Here is a 16,524-nt window from a genome sequence, read left to right as displayed (position 1 = left end):
GCTATCGCACCAGCAGCACCGGCGCGTGGACGGTGCGGATCATTTCGGTGGTGGTGCTGCCGACGATCAGGTTACGGATCGGCGAATGGCCGTAGGCCCCCATCAACAGCAGCGGATTGTCAACCGATGCGACGACGCGGGGAATGACCTTTTCCGCCTTGCCCGGGTCGAACACGGTGGTGACCGGATGATCTGAAGCAAAAACCGCTTCGGCGTCCTTCAGCGCAGCCACCTTGGCCTCGCCCGATGCTTCAGCCATGACGATGGTCACGGGAAGACCGGCAAACAGCGGCGAATTGGCAAGGCGTTCGAGCGCGCGCTTGGCCGCCGGACTGGCATCGTAGGCGAAGACGACGTGATCGGGTTCGGCAAAGGTGCGCGAGACGATCATGACAGGCTTGATGCTGGCGCGGACCACGCGTTCGATCATCGACCCAATGTGGTCGGTGGCATATTCATGGTCGGTCCCGCGCCGTCCCACAATGACAAGTCGCGCGTTCTCCTCGCGTTCGAGGATCGTCTCGATCACGCCGCCGTGGCGGTGCAGGGTGGTGACGTCGCTGACCCCGGCATCGCGCACGATATGTTCGCCCGCTGCCAGCAGGACGCGACCCTTCTCGATCTCGGCGCGGCTGCTCTGTTCCGACAGCCGCACCAGTTCTTCCATCAGCTCGCTTTTGACGCCGAGGCCGATCGCGCCCGACAGATCGCGCCGCGCAGCCACGGCGTCCTGGCGCTGCACGACGTGGAGCAGTTCCACCGGCATTTCCAACCGCGTGGCCGCCCAGGCGGCATATTGGCATACACCCGGCGCATGGGCCGAAGCGTCGATTGCGGCGAGAATGAATTCCATTTTTGTCTCTCCCATCAGTGTGCCCCCAATAATGCCTCGGCGCCGGGCTTATCATGCACGGCATAGCGTTCGATCAATTGCGCACTTTCCGGGTTGAGCCCGACCACCTCGACACTGGTGCCTTCGCGCCGGAACTTCAGGATCGCCTTGTCGAGCGTGCCGACCGCCGAGATGTCCCAGAATTGCGCGTTCGACACATCGATTACGACATGGTCGAGCACTTCCTTGAAATCGAAGGCTTCGACGAAGCTTTCCGAGGAGGCGAAGAACACCTGACCCGACACCTGATAGTGCCGTGTCATGCCATCAGCCGAAAGCTCTGACTGCACGGTGAAGATCCGCTTGACCTTGCTGGCGAAGAACAGACCCGAGAGGATCACACCGGCCAGCACGCCTTGCGCCAGATCGTGGGTCCACACCACAATCACCACAGTCGCGACCATCACCACGGTCGATTGCCACGGGAAATGGCGGATGTCCTTGAGCGATTGCCAAGAAAACGTCCCGATCGAGACCATGATCATCACCGCAACCAGCGCCGCCATGGGGATTGCAGCCACAATCGGGCCGAGCACCACAATGAGAAACAGTAGAACAATCCCCGACATGAAGGTCGAGAGGCGAGTCAGGCCGCCTGACTTCACGTTGATCACCGACTGTCCAATCATCGCGCAGCCGCCCATACCGCCAAGGAAGCCGGTGAAGAAATTGGCGATGCCCTGTCCCTTCATCTCGCGCTGCTTGTCTGAAGAGGAATCGGTCAAATCGTCAACGATTTGCGCGGTCATCATCGATTCCAGCAGGCCGACGGCCGCCATCGTCAGCGAGTATGGCAGGATGATCTGAAGCGTCTCCAGCGTGAATGGAACGTCCGGGATCAACCAGGCCGGAAGCGACGATGGCAGTTCGCCCATGTCACCCACAGTGCGAACATCAAAGCCGGTATAGTAAACGAGAGCGGTCAAAATGACGATCGCCACCAACGGTGAAGGCACCGCTTTGGTCAGGTAAGGAAACAGGTAAATGATCGCGAGTCCGCCAGCCACCAAGGCGTAGGTCAGCATCGGAACGCCTGTCAGTTCGGGCAGCTGCGCCATGAAGATCAGGATCGCCAGTGCGTTGACGAAGCCGGTGATCACCGAGCGCGACACATATTGCATCAGCACGTTCAATCGCAGGAAGCCTGCAATCAGCTGGATCACGCCCATCAGAATTGTGGCCGCAAACAGGTAGTCCACGCCGTGGTCTGCGATTAGCGGCAAAACCAACACGGCAATCGCAGCGGTAGACGCAGAGATCATTCCCTGCCGCCCACCAACAAATGCGATGATCACCGCAATCGAGAACGAGGCATAAAGGCCTACAGTTGGATCGACACCGGCGATAATAGCGAAGCCGATCGCTTCTGGGATCAGTGCCAGCGCAACAACGATGCCGGCGAGGATGTCTCCTCGAGGGTTTGATAACCACTCTTGCTTGATTGTCTGAAGCTTTGGCATGGGGTTACCTTCCGGAATTAGACGAGAGACAGACGGCGGCGTTCTGCCAGCGAACGATCTGCATCGGGGCGAATGGACTTCCGATCGTGATCGGAGATGTAATCGCGCGTCAGAGGTACTGCGTTCACGCGCTTTGCCAGTTGAATCTGGAAGTTCATGTGGCCTTGACTGCGAAATGCTGATTCACTGGTTGCCAAGTAGAATTCCCACATACGGCAAAAGCGTTCATCATAAAGTTCAGCAATTTGATCGCGATGCTGCATGAACCGTGTGTACCACTGGCTTAGCGTTTCCGCGTAGTGCAGCCGCAGGATTTCAATATCGGTGACCCAGAGCCCGGCCTTTTCAATTGCTGGCAGCACCTCGGACAGCGCTGGTATATAGCCACCGGGAAAGATGTATTTCGCCACCCAGGAATTGGTGATGTCAGGCCCATCCTTGCGCCCGATCGAGTGAATGACAGCCACGCCATCATCCGCCAGCAGGCTCGCAATTTTGCGGAAAAACGTATCGTAATTGGGCACGCCAACATGTTCGAACATCCCGACCGAAATGATCCGGTCAAACGATCCTTTGACATCGCGATAGTCGGTGAGCGAGAAACTGGCGTTGGTGCCATCCCCTCGCTGGGCAGCAATGGCAAGCTGTTCTTCAGACAGCGTTATTCCATGCACGCTGACTTCGGCCGACCGCGCAATTTCAAGGGCCATGCCGCCCCAACCGCAGCCAATATCGAGAACCGATTGGCCATCTTCCAATAGGAGCTTACCGATCAGATGCTGCTTCTTGGCTGCCTGCGCTTGTTCGAGTGAATAACTCGGATCAGCGAAATAGGCGCAACTATATTGCAGGTCGTCATCGAGAAACAGCCGATAAAGCTCGGCGGACAGGTCGTAGTGGTGGGCGACGTTACGGCGCGACGCTACTCGATTGTTCGCTTGTTGTAATGCACGCATCAACCGGAGCTTGAGCGCTCCGGCCGAAGTTTGCGATACATTGACGGCCTCCTGGTTGAGAAAGATCACTTCAAACAATGAACGCACATCGCCTGATAGAACCGTGAGCGCACCGTCCATATAGGCTTCACCCAGAGCAAGATCCGGGTTGGCGGCAATTCTCGCAGCTCCTGCCGCGGTGACCCCGATTAAGACTGCTGGCCCTTGTCCATCACCAAAGCTGACTTCCGTGCCAGAAGCGCTGTCAAAGAAAGACAGCGAACCCCTTTTGATAGTCTTCTCAATTAACGCAGTCAGTACTCGCGGCGGACGAATGAATGCTTCGCGATCCTGATTTTTCCGCGCAATTACGCTTGCCATATCCATAACCCCCATTTGCCTTAGCAAGATGGACATCGATCAGACGCACGGAGGCGCGCCTGCCAATGAAACCCTACCGATGATGAGTAGCAGACAGAATGCGTCGATCGCTCTTGCGGTCGCCAGCATTGGATCTGCGTTGCGATTATCCCGGGGATTGGCGCCGGGCCGAGCCACCCGATAAGAATCAGGTCCGGCGGATGGCCATGGCTCTTAACGCGAGTTCTGAATGTTGCAAGTGCGAAGGATGAACTTTTTTAGGATGGCAGGAAGAGCGATGCGGAGTATCGCGTTTGTATGAACCCGATGTTTGAAGAGCTCGCCTGGGAGCAGACCCCGATCGGAGAGCTGGCCCTGCGCCGCCGCCGTCTCAGCCCGGATGGTGACGATATCTGGGAGATCAAACTCAACGACGGTTACTTGATGTCGAGCCAGTTTGTAGATGGCGAAATCGCACTGGCAGACTTAGCGCTGGCGATGACGCAGGGCGAAAATCTTGATGTTGTCGTTGGCGGGCTTGGCCTTGGCTACACCGCGGAGGCTGCGTTGCGCGACACCCGTGTTGCAAAACTCACCGTGGTTGAGCTGATCCCGCAAGTCATTCAGTGGCACCGCGACTATTTGTTGCCCCTCGGCCCAATCGTGGCCGACGATCCGCGCTGCATTTTGCGACGGGGCGATTTTTTCGCGCTCGCAGCAGGGCCTGATGCGTTTGATCCGGCAAGCCCGGATCAGTTGCACGACGCCATCCTGATCGACATTGACCATTCGACGACGCATTTCATCGACGAGGCAAGCGCAGGATTCTACAGCGCCCAAGCCATCGCCGCAATCACCGCCAAACTGAAACCAAATGGCGTATTCGCTCTGTGGTCAACCGACGCGGCGGACACCGATTTTGTAGCGGCTCTTATGCAGAGCCTTGTCGATGTACGGGTCGAAAGGGTCGAATTTGCAACGCCATACCGCGAGAGGCCTGCATTCAACCTGATCTACCTGGGCCGCAAGCCTTGAAGCCGCACCCAAAGAGCAATGCATCACATTGCTTCACCGCTTTCGATGGCTTCGCAATCGAGCAGCCATTGTGCCTCGGCGTCCTTTATCTGCGCGGCAAAATTTGCGCGTAATTGCAAAAGTTCTCCCATCGGCTTTCCGGCGTATGGCGGATCTGCAGCAGCCGGCACGAACATCGTCCGATCAATTTCACGGCAGCGCGACTCAAGCCTCGCAATTAGCTTCTCGGTCTGCTGAATTCGCTTGCGCAACTCGCCCTGTCTTTGACGCAAATCAGCTGCAGCACGGCGACGGCCTTTGCGGTCAGAAGCAGACTGCGCAACCTGAGGACGCTCGGTCTTGCCTGAGCCAAGAACAAGCGCCGTGTAATCGTCCAGCGTTCCGTCAAAAGGCTTCGCTGTACCAGCTTCGACCAGCACCAATCGATCTGCTGTCGCCTGTAGCACATGCCGGTCATGGCTGACGATAATCACCGCGCCGGTAAAGGCTGCGAGCGCCTGCACCAAGGCTTCACGGGTATCGACGTCAAGATGGTTGGTCGGCTCATCGAGGATCAGCAGGTGCGGGGCATCGCGGGTGATCAATGCAAGCGCGAGACGTGCGCGTTCACCACCAGAAAGTAAGTCGATCCTGATGGTCGCTTTGTCACCCGAGAAGCCGAACCGTCCCAGATGTGCGCGCACGACCTTTGGCGGTGCATCGGGCAGCAACCGCGCCATGTGATCGAGCGGCGTAGCGTCGTGATCGAGTTCTTCCACTTGATATTGGGTGAAATAACCCACCCGCATCTTCGAAGGAGCTGTGATCGTGCCTTCGACCGGGTCCAGTTGCCCCGCGAGCAGGCGGGCAAGTGTCGTCTTGCCATTGCCGTTACGCCCTAGCAGGGCAATGCGGTCTTCCGGATCGATCCGGAGGTTAAGCCGGCGCAGAACCGGATTGCCGGGCACATACCCGACCGCTGCGTTATCGACCGCAATCAGCGGCGACTTCAGGTGTTCGGAATCGGGAAAATCGAACGTGAGCGTTGGGTCTTCAAGCTGCGCTACAATCGGCTCCATCCGGGCGAGCGCCTTCATCCGGCTCTGCGCCTGGCTGGCCGTGTGCGATTTGACGCGCCAGCGATCGACGAACGATTGAAGGCGTACCCGCTCAGCAAGCTGCCGATCCCGCCAGGCGGCGACATGAATGTCACGCTCGGCCCGCTGCTTTTCAAAGCTGTCATAATTGCCGCGATAAAGCGTCACCGTTCCGTGATCGAGATGAAGGATATGATCGGCGACCCGGTTGAGCAGGTCTCGTTCGTGGCTGACGATCAGCATAGTCGCGCGGCACGATCTGAGAAAATCCTCCAGCCACAACGTTGCTTCCAGATCGAGGTGATTCGACGGCTCGTCCAGCAACAGCACGTCGGGATCGGAGAACAGCAGGCCAGCCAAGGCCACCCGCATGCGCCATCCGCCTGACAAGCTGTCCAAAGGTTGGCTCTGCGATGCCTGATCGAAGCCGAGACCGGCGAGGATGCGCGCAGCGCGCGAAGGGGCAGATTGACCGCCTATCGCCAAGAGACGCTCTTGAATTTCGGCCAGCACTTGAGGATCAGAGGTGGTGTCCGCGTCGCGCATCAGCCGGGCGCGTTCGCGATCAGCAGCCAGAACTGTTTCAAGCGCGCTACCATTTCCAGCGAGAGCGTCCTGCTCGAGATAGCCGACACAGGTGTTGGTGGGGACAAGGATCGACCCCGAATCGGGCTCAATCTCCCCCATCAGCGTGCGCATCAAGGTCGATTTGCCTGCACCGTTCCGGCCGACCAAACCGACCCGGCTACCGGGGGGAAGCGCAGCACTGGCACGATCGAGGATCATGTGCCCGCCGAGGCGAACTGTCAGGTCAGCGAACTGGATCATCGCGATCCCAGAATAAGGCCAAAGGAGTCAGGTAAGTGGAAGCCATTCAAGCCTCGCGATCAGGCCGTAACCGGGTCCATACCGACCATGGGGCCAACCAATGTGTGCAGAGGAACAATGACATAGCGCATTTGGGCGTCGTCAATCGTGCGCTGCGACGCCCCCCGCCAGGCATGAAGCGCATCGTCGTAGTTCGCAAACAGACCGACAAGCTCCACCTGATCGGTGGTTATACGCTCGGCTTCGGCGGCGGCAAAAGGCCCGCCCAGAACAAGATGCATTTCCATTATGGTCTTCCTTTCCAATTATCGCCCGAGGCAACTGCGTGGCGTTGTGCGCCAAGCGCGAAAAAACCTTCCACTGGCTTGTGCGACCTGACAAAGCTGACGGCGATTAAGCAGCTCGGTGCAAAGCAAACGCGAAACCGAAGCATCGCAAGTTCCAAAGGTTCTTGTTTGTTACTGGTCAGCGCCATTTTCATTCGGCGAGATATTTTTTGGCAGCTTCGGAGAAGGCGCGTCTGAATGTCCAGATTTCCTCCGCCTCGTCCGCAACACATGACGGCTCCATAATCAAATCCAGCGCTGCTGAGGTGTTGGCAGGCCCTTTGGGTAGTGAAATGCTGAGTATGGCGGCGATCGACCGGGCTAATCGCGCAATGTCGCGCCGCAAGATTTCATGGTCGCCTCCAGAGCGCCGCAAAACCTGCTGCACAGAAACTTCGCATCCTGCCGTCAATGCCTCAAGAACACTCTGCACGCGGTCATTGATCTTTTCCGAAAGAAGGGAAAACGCCAGAACAAGCTCGTCGGGAGAGGGATGGTTGTCCTTGCGCCGGGACAAATGGTCCGCGTAATTGCGATCAATCTGAGATTTGAGGTCGTCAAGCGCACCCTCCAAATCGCTTCCGCTTCCTGTAAACAAACTCGTCTTTCCGGCATAGGCAACGGCAGAAAAGCCATCCCCCCTTTGCCCCGCAATGAGACGGTAGTACCGGTAGGTTTCATCTAGGCTTCGCCGGATCGGTGCAGGACGGCCGGCAGAACGGTGGGGCTTCGTAGCAAGCAAATGCTGTCTCCTTCGCTGTTTATCGTCATCAAGCGAACGAGAACGGCGAGCCTGGAAGCCAGGCTCGTGCGCGATAATCCCGGTCGAAAGCTGGCCCTTTCGGGCCCACGCAAGCTTCCGGGATCATGCACGGACATGTGTCCGCAGCATCTCGTGGTCGCTTACATCAACTTCCAACCGGATTGCTGTGCTGGAAAAAATTAAGAGCCTGCGGCCTTTTGACCAAACGACATCCGGATGACACACATATACGTTGCATCGGCATATTTGTGTAGCCCTCACCTGAAGATGACGTGACATGGCAGCTTCGTTCAGCTATGGCTTGGTACGGATCTGCTGGTTCCAAACCGCAGGTTCGAGTTTCCGACAACCGAACGGACACTCGCGATATTGGAGGTTCTGGCCTCGACGGCGTGCAGCCGGCGACGCAGGATATCTCCGGGCTGAGGCCCAATCGCGAGATACCTGCATCACTCGGCCGTAAGGTCGGTCGCTCTTCTGCGTGTCTGTTTCAGGCCTTGCAGGAGACACAAATGCTCATCGATCAGCAAGCTGGCACAGTAACGGTCGAGGGTGAAGACTGGCCCGTAGTTGCTGATGCTCTTCCCCGGCGCACCTTCGCAATCATCTCACACCCTGATGCCGGCAAGACCACGCTGACAGAAAAGCTGCTGCACGAAGGCGGCGCGATCAGAGAGGCTGGCGAGGTCTTCTCAAAAGGCAACCGGCGCCGGGCACGCTCGGACTGGATGGCGATCGAACAGCAGCGCGGCATTTCGGTAACCAGTTCGGTGATGACCTTCGAGCATCAGGGCATCCGGTTCAACCTGCTCGATACCCCGGGGCACGAAGACTTTTCAGAAGACACCTATCGCACGCTGACCGCCGTTGATTGCGCAGTGATGGTGATCGATGCGGCCAAAGGCATTGAAGCGCAGACGCTCAAACTGTTCGAGGTTTGCCGCCTGCGCAGTATCCCGATCATCACCTTCATCAACAAGATTGACCGGGAGGGCAGATCGCCGTTCGAGTTGCTCGACGAAATTGCCGACAAGCTTGCCCTCGATACCGCGCCGATGTCCTGGCCGATTGGTATGGGCGGCATGTTTCGCGGTCTTTATTCCTTCGAGGAAGATCGCGCTTGGCTGATCGATAAGGTCGGCGGTGCGCTTTGTCCCACGATCATCGATGGGGCGGGGCTCGATGACGAACGCCTGCTTGCGGCTGTTTCATCGCAGACCCATGATGGCTTGCTCGAAGATGCCGCGCTCGCTGCCGAAGCATGCCCGGCATTTGATCGGACTGCCTTCCTGTCTGGCGATATGACACCGGTCTATTTCGGCAGCGCCCTGCGCAAATACGGGATCGCGTCGCTGCTGTCCGCACTGGCGCGGCACGCCCCGCCGCCGCAACCGCAGCCGGCCCTGCCCGAACCGGTTGAACCGGACGCCAGCGATGTCGCAGGCTTCGTCTTCAAGATGCAGGCCAATATGGATCCCAATCACCGCGACCGGGTAGCCTTCATGCGGGTGTGCTCGGGAACGCTGAAACGCGGCATGAAGCTAGGCAATAGCCGGACCGGCAAGACCATCGGCCTGCACAACCCGATCTTCTTTCTCGCTAGGGATCGTGAGCTGACCGAAGAAGCTCGCCCCGGTGACATTGTCGGCATTCCCAACCACGGCACGCTGCGGGTGGGGGACACGCTGAGCGAGCGCAGCGGCCTCGCGTTTACCGGTCTTCCCGACTTCGCGCCGGAGATCCTGCGCCGCGTCCGGCTCGACGATCCGATGAAGATCAAACAGATGCGCAAGGCTCTGCTCGATCTTGCCGAAGAGGGGATCGCCCGTGTCTTTCGCCCGCTCGAAGGCTCGAACTGGGTTGTTGGCGTGGTCGGAGCGCTTCAGCTTGAAGTGATCTCCACCCGCTCGGAGGCAGAGTATGGCCTCGCCATCGGCTTCGAGGCGACAGCCTACGAAACCGCGCGATGGATCGACATTGCTGATGAGCCAATGCGCAAGCGCTTCATAGCATCCCAGCGTGCCAATCTCGCCGAAGATGGTGACGATGCGCTGGTCTTCCTTGCACGCAACGGCTGGGAGCTTGAACGGGTTCAGAAGGAATGGCCCGAGGTCAGCTTTTCGGCGGTCCGTGAGCGCATCCGGCAGGCGGAGGCGGGCAAATGAAGATAAACACTGAAAATCTGCTCGACCGCGTTCTGGTGGCCCGGCCCGATGCCACGCCTGATGATGTACGAAAGCTCGCTCCGCTGCTGGCTCACCTCCCTGACGCCGATCTGGCGGCACGTATCGCCAAGGCACACCGACGCAAGGAGCGCGCGGACAACAATCAATGAATAATATGCAACTCGATATGGAGAACCCAATGGACCTGAATGAACTCTTCCGCCGTCATCAGCTTGCTCTGATTGGCGTGGGCGAAAACGAAGCCCCTGACAAAAGGGTTGCTGCTGAACGGGAGGCTGACAGATATGCAGCTCAAATCGATGCTCTGCGAGCAACGGCGCCGGGCAAGCGCTCAGTCATCAGCGTGCATACCTATAGGTCGCTTTCCCGCACCGAGCGCACCGCCCACGGCACGTCCTCACAAAATGCCTAACGCATGGTAACCTGATCTCTTGCCTCGCATTCCGCTCGGTTCAGCCTTTCACTGCAAAGATTGCTGCGTGATTTTAGACGTGATGAGCTGAGCGCATGTTCGTGGGCCTCGCGCCCGAAATCAATCAGTCGAGAGAACTCATGACCATTACCGACACAAAGGCCTCGCATAGCTTGTTCCTTGAAGTTTCCTGCGCGGGAATGGCAGAGGTCGATGGTCTTTACGTTCCTTCGAACGCACCGCCGGCCAGGTCCGAGTCCGGCACGCTGTCAGCTGCCGGTTACTGGAATGGCAAGCCAGCATGGGATCGCGCTGACGGCCAAGGAACCCGCAGCCCGGCAATATCCTATTCCAACAGCTACAGGTCTTGGCGCATTGCGCGTCTCGATGGGCACCTGGCCTATGAAATCACCTGCGACGATGCCCTGCCGCCCACGGGCCAACCCTGGAATGTGTACAAGATGGGGATCGCACCAGCACCATCCGTGACGCTCCACTACTGCGATCCGCGCTTGCCTTGTCCGCAGCCGAACATTGTCTTCATTCTCGGCGGTCCGGGCGCGGGCAAGGGCACGATGTGTGAGCTGGCAAATATCCAGCTTGGCTGGACCCACTTGTCGACTGGCGATCTGCTGCGGGCAGAATTGAAGACCACCAGTCCAACAACCGCGCTGATCAGGCAATTTATCGACGCGGGCAAGCTCGTGCCTGATGAGATCGTGGTGGGATTATTGAAAGACGCGATCGAAAGCACGATCAGGCAAACCGGCAATCGCAACTTCCTGATCGACGGATTTCCGCGCTCGTTTGGCAATCTTGATGCCTGGTATGAGGTGTTCGGACGTGACGGCGATCTGCCCAAGATGATCTATTTCGAATGCCCGCTCGATGAACTGACACGGCGGATTCTGGGCCGAGCGCAATACTCCGGCCGGAGTGACGACAATGTCGAGAGCATGCGGCTGCGCTTTGAGACCTTCAAGGCGGAGACATTGCCGATCATTGAGCATTTCAGGAACCAGAACCGATGCACCGAAATCGACACCAGTCAGGATCGGGTTTCGGTCTATGCTCTGCTACGCGAACAGTTGGCGGATCAAACCGATGAACTCTCTCTGGCCCGTCCGCTTGGCGAACATGCGGAGATCTTGCTTGGTCTGAGACCTTACCCCGACAAAGGCTGATCTCGACGGAATGTCAGGGGGGATACTGGTCGACGTTTTCTTCCGTGGAAACCAGGCCCCCCCCGTGTGCCAGAGCACGCGGCTAATGACGTGTGAGGAGCCAGGATCTTTTGCTCATTGAATTGCGTCGACAACGACCTGCGGATGCGCGGCTCGAATCGGCAGAATTTTATCGCGCCCGTTTTCGCTCGACGCCGGGCGCATTGCCAAATCGGAAAGGTGTTGCAAATCCAGTCGCCCTCGGCCCGATCGTTTCACGTCATACATCAGACCATCGGCAAGCCTGACAAGCAACGCGGGTTCGGCATACTTGCTAGGGGGTATGATGATTCCTCCGGCACTTGCGGTGATCTGCCAAGGCAAGTTGCTCACAGCATCGATCAGCACGTCCTGAAACTGCTCCAATCGTGATCGCTCGCCGGCAAAGCGAAGAAAGACCAGAAACTCGTCGCCGCCAATTCGCGCAATATGGTCGTCTTCGAACAGAACATGACGCAATGCCTTCACGACTTCGATCAGGGCGTGATCGCCTTCGGCATGGCCATACCGGTCATTGATGTCTTTGAAATGGTCGAGATCGAGGAAGATCAAGGCCGTTGTCCGTGACTGTCGGTGCGCCGCGCGCAACTCCCGATCGAGCATTTTTTCGAAGCCGCGCGGTGTCAGGGCTCCGGTCAGGCGATCTATGTTTGCCGCGTGCTCGGCGCTGTCATAGTGGCGGCGCAATCTGATCATCCCTTCGGCAGCGATGATCGCCATCGGTGCCAGCAGATAGAGTTGCCAGCTCTCGTCATGGACAGACGAGCTGAACGCCAGAATGACGGCACTGATCGCAGCCGCGCCGCGAGCGATGCCGCAGTCGAAGTGCCAGCAGACCATTGCGACAATGAGGATGCACCCACATTGCAGGGTCGCTGTCGGCTGTTCCACAAACAGCAAGCCGAGCAGGATCGGCAATGCCCCGGCGAGCGTGACCTTGGGCAAGCGCCTTCCAGAGCCCCCTCCCCCTGATGAGCCGGTTCTGCTGCCGCGATGGAGAGACGACAGGCTCGTAGGAGAACAAGTATCCATGCGAGCTGCCTTATCAGTCAAAGTTAAAGCACCGTTTGCGATAAAGGGTTTGCGCAAGCTTACCGGCATGCGGTTCCGGCTCCCCGATCGCGGTGAGCTTCGCTGTAGGGAGGGCGAAGATGGTGAGAACTGCCGGGAGAAAATGTCACCTCCGAAAGTCGGAATGTGCGTCGCCGGGGGCTACACAAACGTGGCCGACTTCTGTAAGCCGCTAGTGTTCCGGGGAAGAACCGGTTTCACTCGACAAATACGACCTGCCGGTCGGACATTGATGACGAGCTAACGGAAAGCGAGACGATGAGTCCCGCGCTTGTTCCGCGGCTCGTTTCCATGATGGGCCGGCGGGGACAAGCTGCCCGCATGGGCCTTCCGCGTGCTCGCACTCGCCAGCGCGAAGGAAAGATCATGCCATTAGCACAAGTAAAATCATCAAACCCGAAAGCTCTCAAGACGCTTCGGCCGACTGACGCCAGCCACTGCAATTTCGGCTTGAGTGTCGGACGACGTTGCGAAGAATTCGATGACATTGCTCATGCTGACAAGATTGCTGTCTTCCGGCCTCAACGCAAAATCACCGACAACGTGAACGGCACGCTGAGGATTGAGATCATCCCCCTGACAGCGGGCAAGAATTCCGTCGAGTTTGAGCTATGAACAGCACGAGCACTCTTGCTGAAGATGAGTCGTGCAGGATTTGCGCAGTCGGAAACGTAATGCCTCGTGTGGTCGTGAAGTCCGATCAGCAATATCGGCAATGCGATCGCTGCGGAGGAACTTTTGCTACGCTTGACAGTCTGCCTTCCCGCGAACTTGAGCGCGAGCAGTACGACTTGCACGAAAATGATCCTAGCGATCCAAATTATCGCCGCTTCGTGTCATATCTTGCCGATCCTCTGATCAAGCGGCTGCCGGAAGGTGCTGAGGGACTCGACTATGGCTGCGGTGATGGCCCGGCGGGCGCCGCGCTGCTGGCCGAAGCCGGGTTCGCCGTACGGTGTTATGACCCCCTCTTCGCAAATGACGTCTCGGCGCTTGAGCGCGAATATGATTTCATCTTCTGCTGCGAGGTGGTTGAGCATTTCCATCAACCCGCGCGCGAATTTGAAAAACTGGATCAGTTGTTGAGACCCGGCGGGATCTTGGCAGTGATGACGGCGATGGAATATCCCGACATTGACTTCGACAGCTGGCACTATCGCCGTGACCCTACTCACGTCGCTTTTTATCGGCCGGACACAATGCTGCAGATCGGGTGGGATCGTCATTGGCAAACGGCCCTGCCGGCCCGCAACGTCGTGCTGTTTACGAAACGTAGCTGATGGTGCTGCTTCTTCACCACCGCGTGACAGATGCCACACATTTTCAGACGCCGGGAAAACTTCGGAGGCGAAAATGGATGTAAATCGAAGCCGGACACCGGAACAAGCCACCAGGCAGGAACTGCGGTTGCTTCTGAGCTCGATCGAAGCGGCGACAGGTGCGGACCGGGAGCTTGATAAAGCCATTTGTGAGGGCCTTGGGCTGAAAGATGCCGACCTGACCGGCGATGCTGTCGCGAGCCACGAAGCCGTCGGTCAGCTATTGCCACGCAGTCAGTTGCGAGTGGGGTATGATGTCAGAGGCATTCTACCCCGCGCGACCCTGGAACAGGAGGGTGCACGGTACGATGCCGTGGCGCCGACCGTTCCCCTAGCGATCTGGCGCGTCGCTGTTGCAGCGTTGATCGACCCGAAATCATGACAAGCTGGCGGGCGAGACCCTGTTGCGAGATGTCGCGGGCGATAACAATCACTACGGCTTGCGGCCTCGCGCAATCCTTGCCTCGGCCTGCGCCAAGCGCCAGATTGCGCGTGTCATGAACATGAGCACGAGCAACCCAGCCAGCAATTCCTTTGAAACGCCGCAAATCGAAGAAGCCCTGCATCTCGACCATTGCCTCGCTCAGATCGACCGCAATCTGGCCATCGCCAATGCCCGTCTCGGCGAGTACCAGCGTGAGATCCAGGCGGCCCACGATCACATGTGGGATGCCAGGCGCGATATGGACCACATCGACAAAGCGGCGCTGCGCCAGTCGATCGACCAGATGATGCGCAGTTCGGATGTAATGCGCGAGCAGCAGGTCAAGCTGCGCAAACTGCGCGCTTCGCCCTATTTTGCCCGTTTCGATTTTCGCCGGTCGGACTCGCATCAGGAAAGCACCCATTACATTGGTGTGCACGATTTTCGCGACGAGGATGGCGGCGAGCATCTGGTGTATGATTGGCGCGCACCCGTGTCCTCCCTGTTCTACGATTTCGAAACTGGCCCGGCCTTCTATGAGGCGCCTTCGGGCCGCATAGAAGGCGAGATTACCCGCAAGCGGCAGTTCCGGATCCGCAAGGGCAAGATGGAGCTGTTGATCGAGAGCGCGATCAATATCATCGATGACGTCCTGCAGGATGAGCTGGCGCGCAGTTCCGAGGAGGGGATGAAGACGATCGTCGCGACGATTCAGCGCGACCAGAACGCCATCATCCGTGACGCCGAGGCCCATACACTGATCATTCAGGGTGTCGCCGGATCAGGCAAGACGTCGATCGCGCTGCACCGGATCGCCTTCTTGCTCTACAGGTTCAAGGAAACGATCAGCTCCGACGATATTCTCATCATTTCTCCAAACAGGGTCTTTGCCGACTACATCGGAAATGTGCTGCCCGAACTGGGCGAGCATCCGGTTCCGGAAATCGGAATGGACCGCCTGGCGGCCGAGTTGCTGGACGATATCCGCTTCCAGACCTTTTTTGAACAAACAGCCGATGTGCTCGAAAAGCAGGACCCGGAAGCGATTGCCCGGATCAAGGCGAAGGCGAACCTGGACCTGCTGCGCGAGTTGGATCAGTATGCCAAGTACCTCGAGCAGACATCTTTCACGCCGACTGATTGCGAAATCCGCCGCCGCCCGGTTCCCGGTTTCCTGTTTGAGCGCGAATGGAAAAGATACGCCAACCTTGCGCCCGGTGCGCGGCGGTCGGCAACGGCCAACTCGGTGATCGAGGAGGTGGAAAACCAGTACCGGATCGAACTGCGCAAGGAGGAGCGTGCAGTCATCCGCACGGCCCTTGCAGCCATGATCAATCGCCCGACCCTGCGTCAGGCCTACAAGGGGTTTTATGAATGGAACGGGCGGCCCGAACTCTTACGCGTTGGCGGCGGCAAGATAGAATATGCCGATGTCTTTCCGCTCATCTACCTGAAGTTGCTCACCGAAGGCATTGAAAACCCGTGGCCGGGGGTGCAGCACCTGCTGATTGACGAAATGCAGGATTACACGCCGGTGCAATACGCTGTGCTGTCCCGCTTGTTTCCCTGCGGCAAGACAGTGCTGGGCGATTCCGGGCAGTCGGTTAATCCTCACAGTGCCTCGCGTCCGGAAGACATCACCAAGGTGCTCAAGGGCGCAACGCTTGTCACGCTCAACAAAAGCTATCGTTCGACCTATGAAATCATGCAGTTTGCGCTGCAAGTCTCTCCCAATCCCGATCTCGTTGCGATGCGCCGTCACGGCGAAGCGCCGCGCGTGATTGCGTGCCGAAATTCCAACGAGCACCTTGCCGTAATCCAGGCTGAGATCGCGACGTTCACGGCCTCTGATCATCGCAGCATGGCGATCATCGCCAAAACACAGACCCAGGCCCGCAAGCTGTTCCGGCAATTGGCCGAGGCTGGGACTGCGGCAAAGCTGCTCGACAATGACAGCGAGGGCTTCAGCACCGGGGTGCTGATTTGCGCGGCACAACTTGCCAAGGGGCTGGAGTTTGACAGAGTTGTAATAGCTGGCGCTGACGACAAAAACTATCACACGAACATGGATCGCAATCTGCTGTATATCGGCTGCACCCGGGCGATGCATCGGCTCTCTCTGGTGAGCCATGGTGACCCTTCTCGCTTTATCCGCGCAGCAGGTGATCGCGAATGTTTAGGACATAGAGGCCCAAAAGATCAAGGCTAGGCTCC

Annotated in this window: 16 protein-coding genes and 1 other annotated feature; of the genes, 9 read left to right on the top strand and 7 right to left on the bottom strand. The window is 58.1% G+C overall.

All coding sequences use genetic code 11. The features are described 5' to 3' along the window. Position 1: 1 nt before the first annotated feature. From WFP44_RS02345 to WFP44_RS02335, 3 genes are read right to left on the bottom strand one after another with little or no spacing between them, the layout of a single operon-like run. Positions 2-853 carry a universal stress protein gene (locus tag WFP44_RS02345; protein ID WP_336924740.1) on the bottom strand — a complete coding sequence of 284 codons (852 nt, stop codon included), beginning with the start codon at positions 851-853 and terminating at the stop codon, positions 2-4. A 14-nt stretch (positions 854-867) separates the two neighbouring features. Continuing rightward, entirely contained in the window at positions 868-2,352 is a 1,485-nt protein-coding gene (locus WFP44_RS02340; RefSeq protein ID WP_336924739.1) for a SulP family inorganic anion transporter, read from the bottom strand. A gap of 17 nt (positions 2,353-2,369) precedes the next feature. Further along, complete coding sequence (locus tag WFP44_RS02335) at positions 2,370-3,668, bottom strand: cyclopropane-fatty-acyl-phospholipid synthase family protein (RefSeq protein ID WP_336924738.1); 1,299 nt, start codon at positions 3,666-3,668, stop codon at positions 2,370-2,372. A 143-nt stretch (positions 3,669-3,811) separates the two neighbouring features. After that, positions 3,812-3,866, bottom strand: a sequence feature (sul1 is cis-regulatory element that is thought to sense ions involved in sulfur or methionine metabolism; They are found in Alphaproteobacteria). A gap of 99 nt (positions 3,867-3,965) precedes the next feature. Between WFP44_RS02335 and WFP44_RS02330 the strand changes: the two genes are divergently transcribed. Beyond that, positions 3,966-4,682, top strand: a complete 717-nt coding sequence (locus WFP44_RS02330; protein WP_336924737.1) for a polyamine aminopropyltransferase — start codon at positions 3,966-3,968, stop codon at positions 4,680-4,682. Positions 4,683-4,705: 23 nt separating this feature from the next. On the opposite strand, the gene WFP44_RS02325 is transcribed toward WFP44_RS02330, so the two are convergent. The 3 genes from WFP44_RS02325 to WFP44_RS02315 form a co-directional block, all read right to left on the bottom strand. Continuing rightward, complete coding sequence (locus tag WFP44_RS02325) at positions 4,706-6,586, bottom strand: ABC-F family ATP-binding cassette domain-containing protein (RefSeq protein ID WP_336924736.1); 1,881 nt, start codon at positions 6,584-6,586, stop codon at positions 4,706-4,708. 59 nt (positions 6,587-6,645) lie between these two features. Then, on the bottom strand, positions 6,646-6,873 hold the full coding sequence (locus tag WFP44_RS02320) for a DUF4170 domain-containing protein (protein ID WP_377922500.1): 228 nt from the start codon (positions 6,871-6,873) through the stop codon (positions 6,646-6,648). A gap of 190 nt (positions 6,874-7,063) precedes the next feature. Next, a complete protein-coding gene (locus WFP44_RS02315; protein WP_336924735.1) occupies positions 7,064-7,654 on the bottom strand; it encodes a hypothetical protein in 591 nt (196 codons plus the stop codon). Positions 7,655-8,187: 533 nt separating this feature from the next. On the opposite strand from WFP44_RS02315, the gene WFP44_RS02310 reads away from it, so the two are divergent. The 4 genes from WFP44_RS02310 (at position 8,188) to WFP44_RS02295 (ending at position 11,457) form a co-directional block, all read left to right on the top strand. Further along, positions 8,188-9,840, top strand: coding sequence for a peptide chain release factor 3 (locus WFP44_RS02310; protein WP_336924734.1), 1,653 nt, complete (start codon positions 8,188-8,190; stop codon positions 9,838-9,840). Next, positions 9,837-10,010 carry a hypothetical protein gene (locus WFP44_RS02305; RefSeq protein WP_336924733.1) on the top strand — a complete coding sequence of 58 codons (174 nt, stop codon included), beginning with the start codon at positions 9,837-9,839 and terminating at the stop codon, positions 10,008-10,010. Before WFP44_RS02310 ends, WFP44_RS02305 begins: the two co-directional genes overlap by 4 nt. A 29-nt stretch (positions 10,011-10,039) precedes the next feature. Then, entirely contained in the window at positions 10,040-10,273 is a 234-nt protein-coding gene (locus tag WFP44_RS02300; protein ID WP_336924732.1) for a hypothetical protein, read from the top strand. Between the two features lie 95 nt (positions 10,274-10,368). Next, a complete protein-coding gene (locus WFP44_RS02295) occupies positions 10,369-11,457 on the top strand; it encodes a nucleoside monophosphate kinase (RefSeq protein WP_336924731.1) in 1,089 nt (362 codons plus the stop codon). 114 nt (positions 11,458-11,571) lie between these two features. Here the strand turns inward: WFP44_RS02295 and WFP44_RS02290 are convergent, their stop codons facing one another. Beyond that, entirely contained in the window at positions 11,572-12,441 is an 870-nt protein-coding gene (locus tag WFP44_RS02290) for a GGDEF domain-containing protein (protein WP_336924730.1), read from the bottom strand. A 384-nt stretch (positions 12,442-12,825) separates the two neighbouring features. On the opposite strand from WFP44_RS02290, the gene WFP44_RS02285 reads away from it, so the two are divergent. The 4 genes from WFP44_RS02285 to WFP44_RS02270 all read left to right on the top strand — a co-directional run bounded on the left by WFP44_RS02285 (position 12,826) and on the right by WFP44_RS02270 (position 16,519). Beyond that, positions 12,826-13,182 carry a hypothetical protein gene (locus WFP44_RS02285; RefSeq protein ID WP_336924729.1) on the top strand — a complete coding sequence of 119 codons (357 nt, stop codon included), beginning with the start codon at positions 12,826-12,828 and terminating at the stop codon, positions 13,180-13,182. 74 nt (positions 13,183-13,256) lie between these two features. Then, the gene (locus tag WFP44_RS02280; RefSeq protein ID WP_336924727.1) at positions 13,257-13,847 is read left to right on the top strand and encodes a class I SAM-dependent methyltransferase; all 591 of its coding nucleotides are present in this window, start codon (positions 13,257-13,259) and stop codon (positions 13,845-13,847) included. Between the two features lie 73 nt (positions 13,848-13,920). Continuing rightward, entirely contained in the window at positions 13,921-14,268 is a 348-nt protein-coding gene (locus WFP44_RS02275; protein ID WP_336924726.1) for a hypothetical protein, read from the top strand. A 115-nt stretch (positions 14,269-14,383) separates the two neighbouring features. Continuing rightward, complete coding sequence (locus WFP44_RS02270; protein WP_336924725.1) at positions 14,384-16,519, top strand: HelD family protein; 2,136 nt, start codon at positions 14,384-14,386, stop codon at positions 16,517-16,519. Positions 16,520-16,524: the final 5 nt, after the last annotated feature.

Origin of the sequence: Alteraurantiacibacter palmitatis (genome assembly GCF_037154115.1) — a bacterium.
GTDB classification, from domain to species: domain Bacteria; phylum Pseudomonadota; class Alphaproteobacteria; order Sphingomonadales; family Sphingomonadaceae; genus Alteraurantiacibacter; species Alteraurantiacibacter palmitatis.
Note: the sequence above shows the minus strand (reverse complement) of the source record. Positions and strands in the feature narration are given on the sequence as shown.

Excerpts from the sequence above, each read along its gene's own strand:
- WFP44_RS02270 (WP_336924725.1), top strand. The coding sequence starts at position 14,384 with ATGAACATGAGCACGAGCAACCCAGCCAGCAATTCCTTTGAAACGCCG.
- WFP44_RS02295 (WP_336924731.1), top strand. The coding sequence starts at position 10,369 with ATGTTCGTGGGCCTCGCGCCCGAAATCAATCAGTCGAGAGAACTCATG.
- WFP44_RS02275 (WP_336924726.1), top strand. The coding sequence starts at position 13,921 with ATGGATGTAAATCGAAGCCGGACACCGGAACAAGCCACCAGGCAGGAA.
- WFP44_RS02335 (WP_336924738.1), bottom strand. The coding sequence starts at position 3,668 with ATGGCAAGCGTAATTGCGCGGAAAAATCAGGATCGCGAAGCATTCATT.
- WFP44_RS02340 (WP_336924739.1), bottom strand. The coding sequence starts at position 2,352 with ATGCCAAAGCTTCAGACAATCAAGCAAGAGTGGTTATCAAACCCTCGA.
- WFP44_RS02330 (WP_336924737.1), top strand. The coding sequence starts at position 3,966 with ATGAACCCGATGTTTGAAGAGCTCGCCTGGGAGCAGACCCCGATCGGA.
- WFP44_RS02305 (WP_336924733.1), top strand. The coding sequence starts at position 9,837 with ATGAAGATAAACACTGAAAATCTGCTCGACCGCGTTCTGGTGGCCCGG.
- WFP44_RS02285 (WP_336924729.1), top strand. The coding sequence starts at position 12,826 with ATGAGTCCCGCGCTTGTTCCGCGGCTCGTTTCCATGATGGGCCGGCGG.
- WFP44_RS02325 (WP_336924736.1), bottom strand. The coding sequence starts at position 6,586 with ATGATCCAGTTCGCTGACCTGACAGTTCGCCTCGGCGGGCACATGATC.
- WFP44_RS02345 (WP_336924740.1), bottom strand. The coding sequence starts at position 853 with ATGGAATTCATTCTCGCCGCAATCGACGCTTCGGCCCATGCGCCGGGT.
- WFP44_RS02310 (WP_336924734.1), top strand. The coding sequence starts at position 8,188 with ATGCTCATCGATCAGCAAGCTGGCACAGTAACGGTCGAGGGTGAAGAC.
- WFP44_RS02300 (WP_336924732.1), top strand. The coding sequence starts at position 10,040 with ATGGACCTGAATGAACTCTTCCGCCGTCATCAGCTTGCTCTGATTGGC.
- WFP44_RS02320 (WP_377922500.1), bottom strand. The coding sequence starts at position 6,873 with ATGGAAATGCATCTTGTTCTGGGCGGGCCTTTTGCCGCCGCCGAAGCC.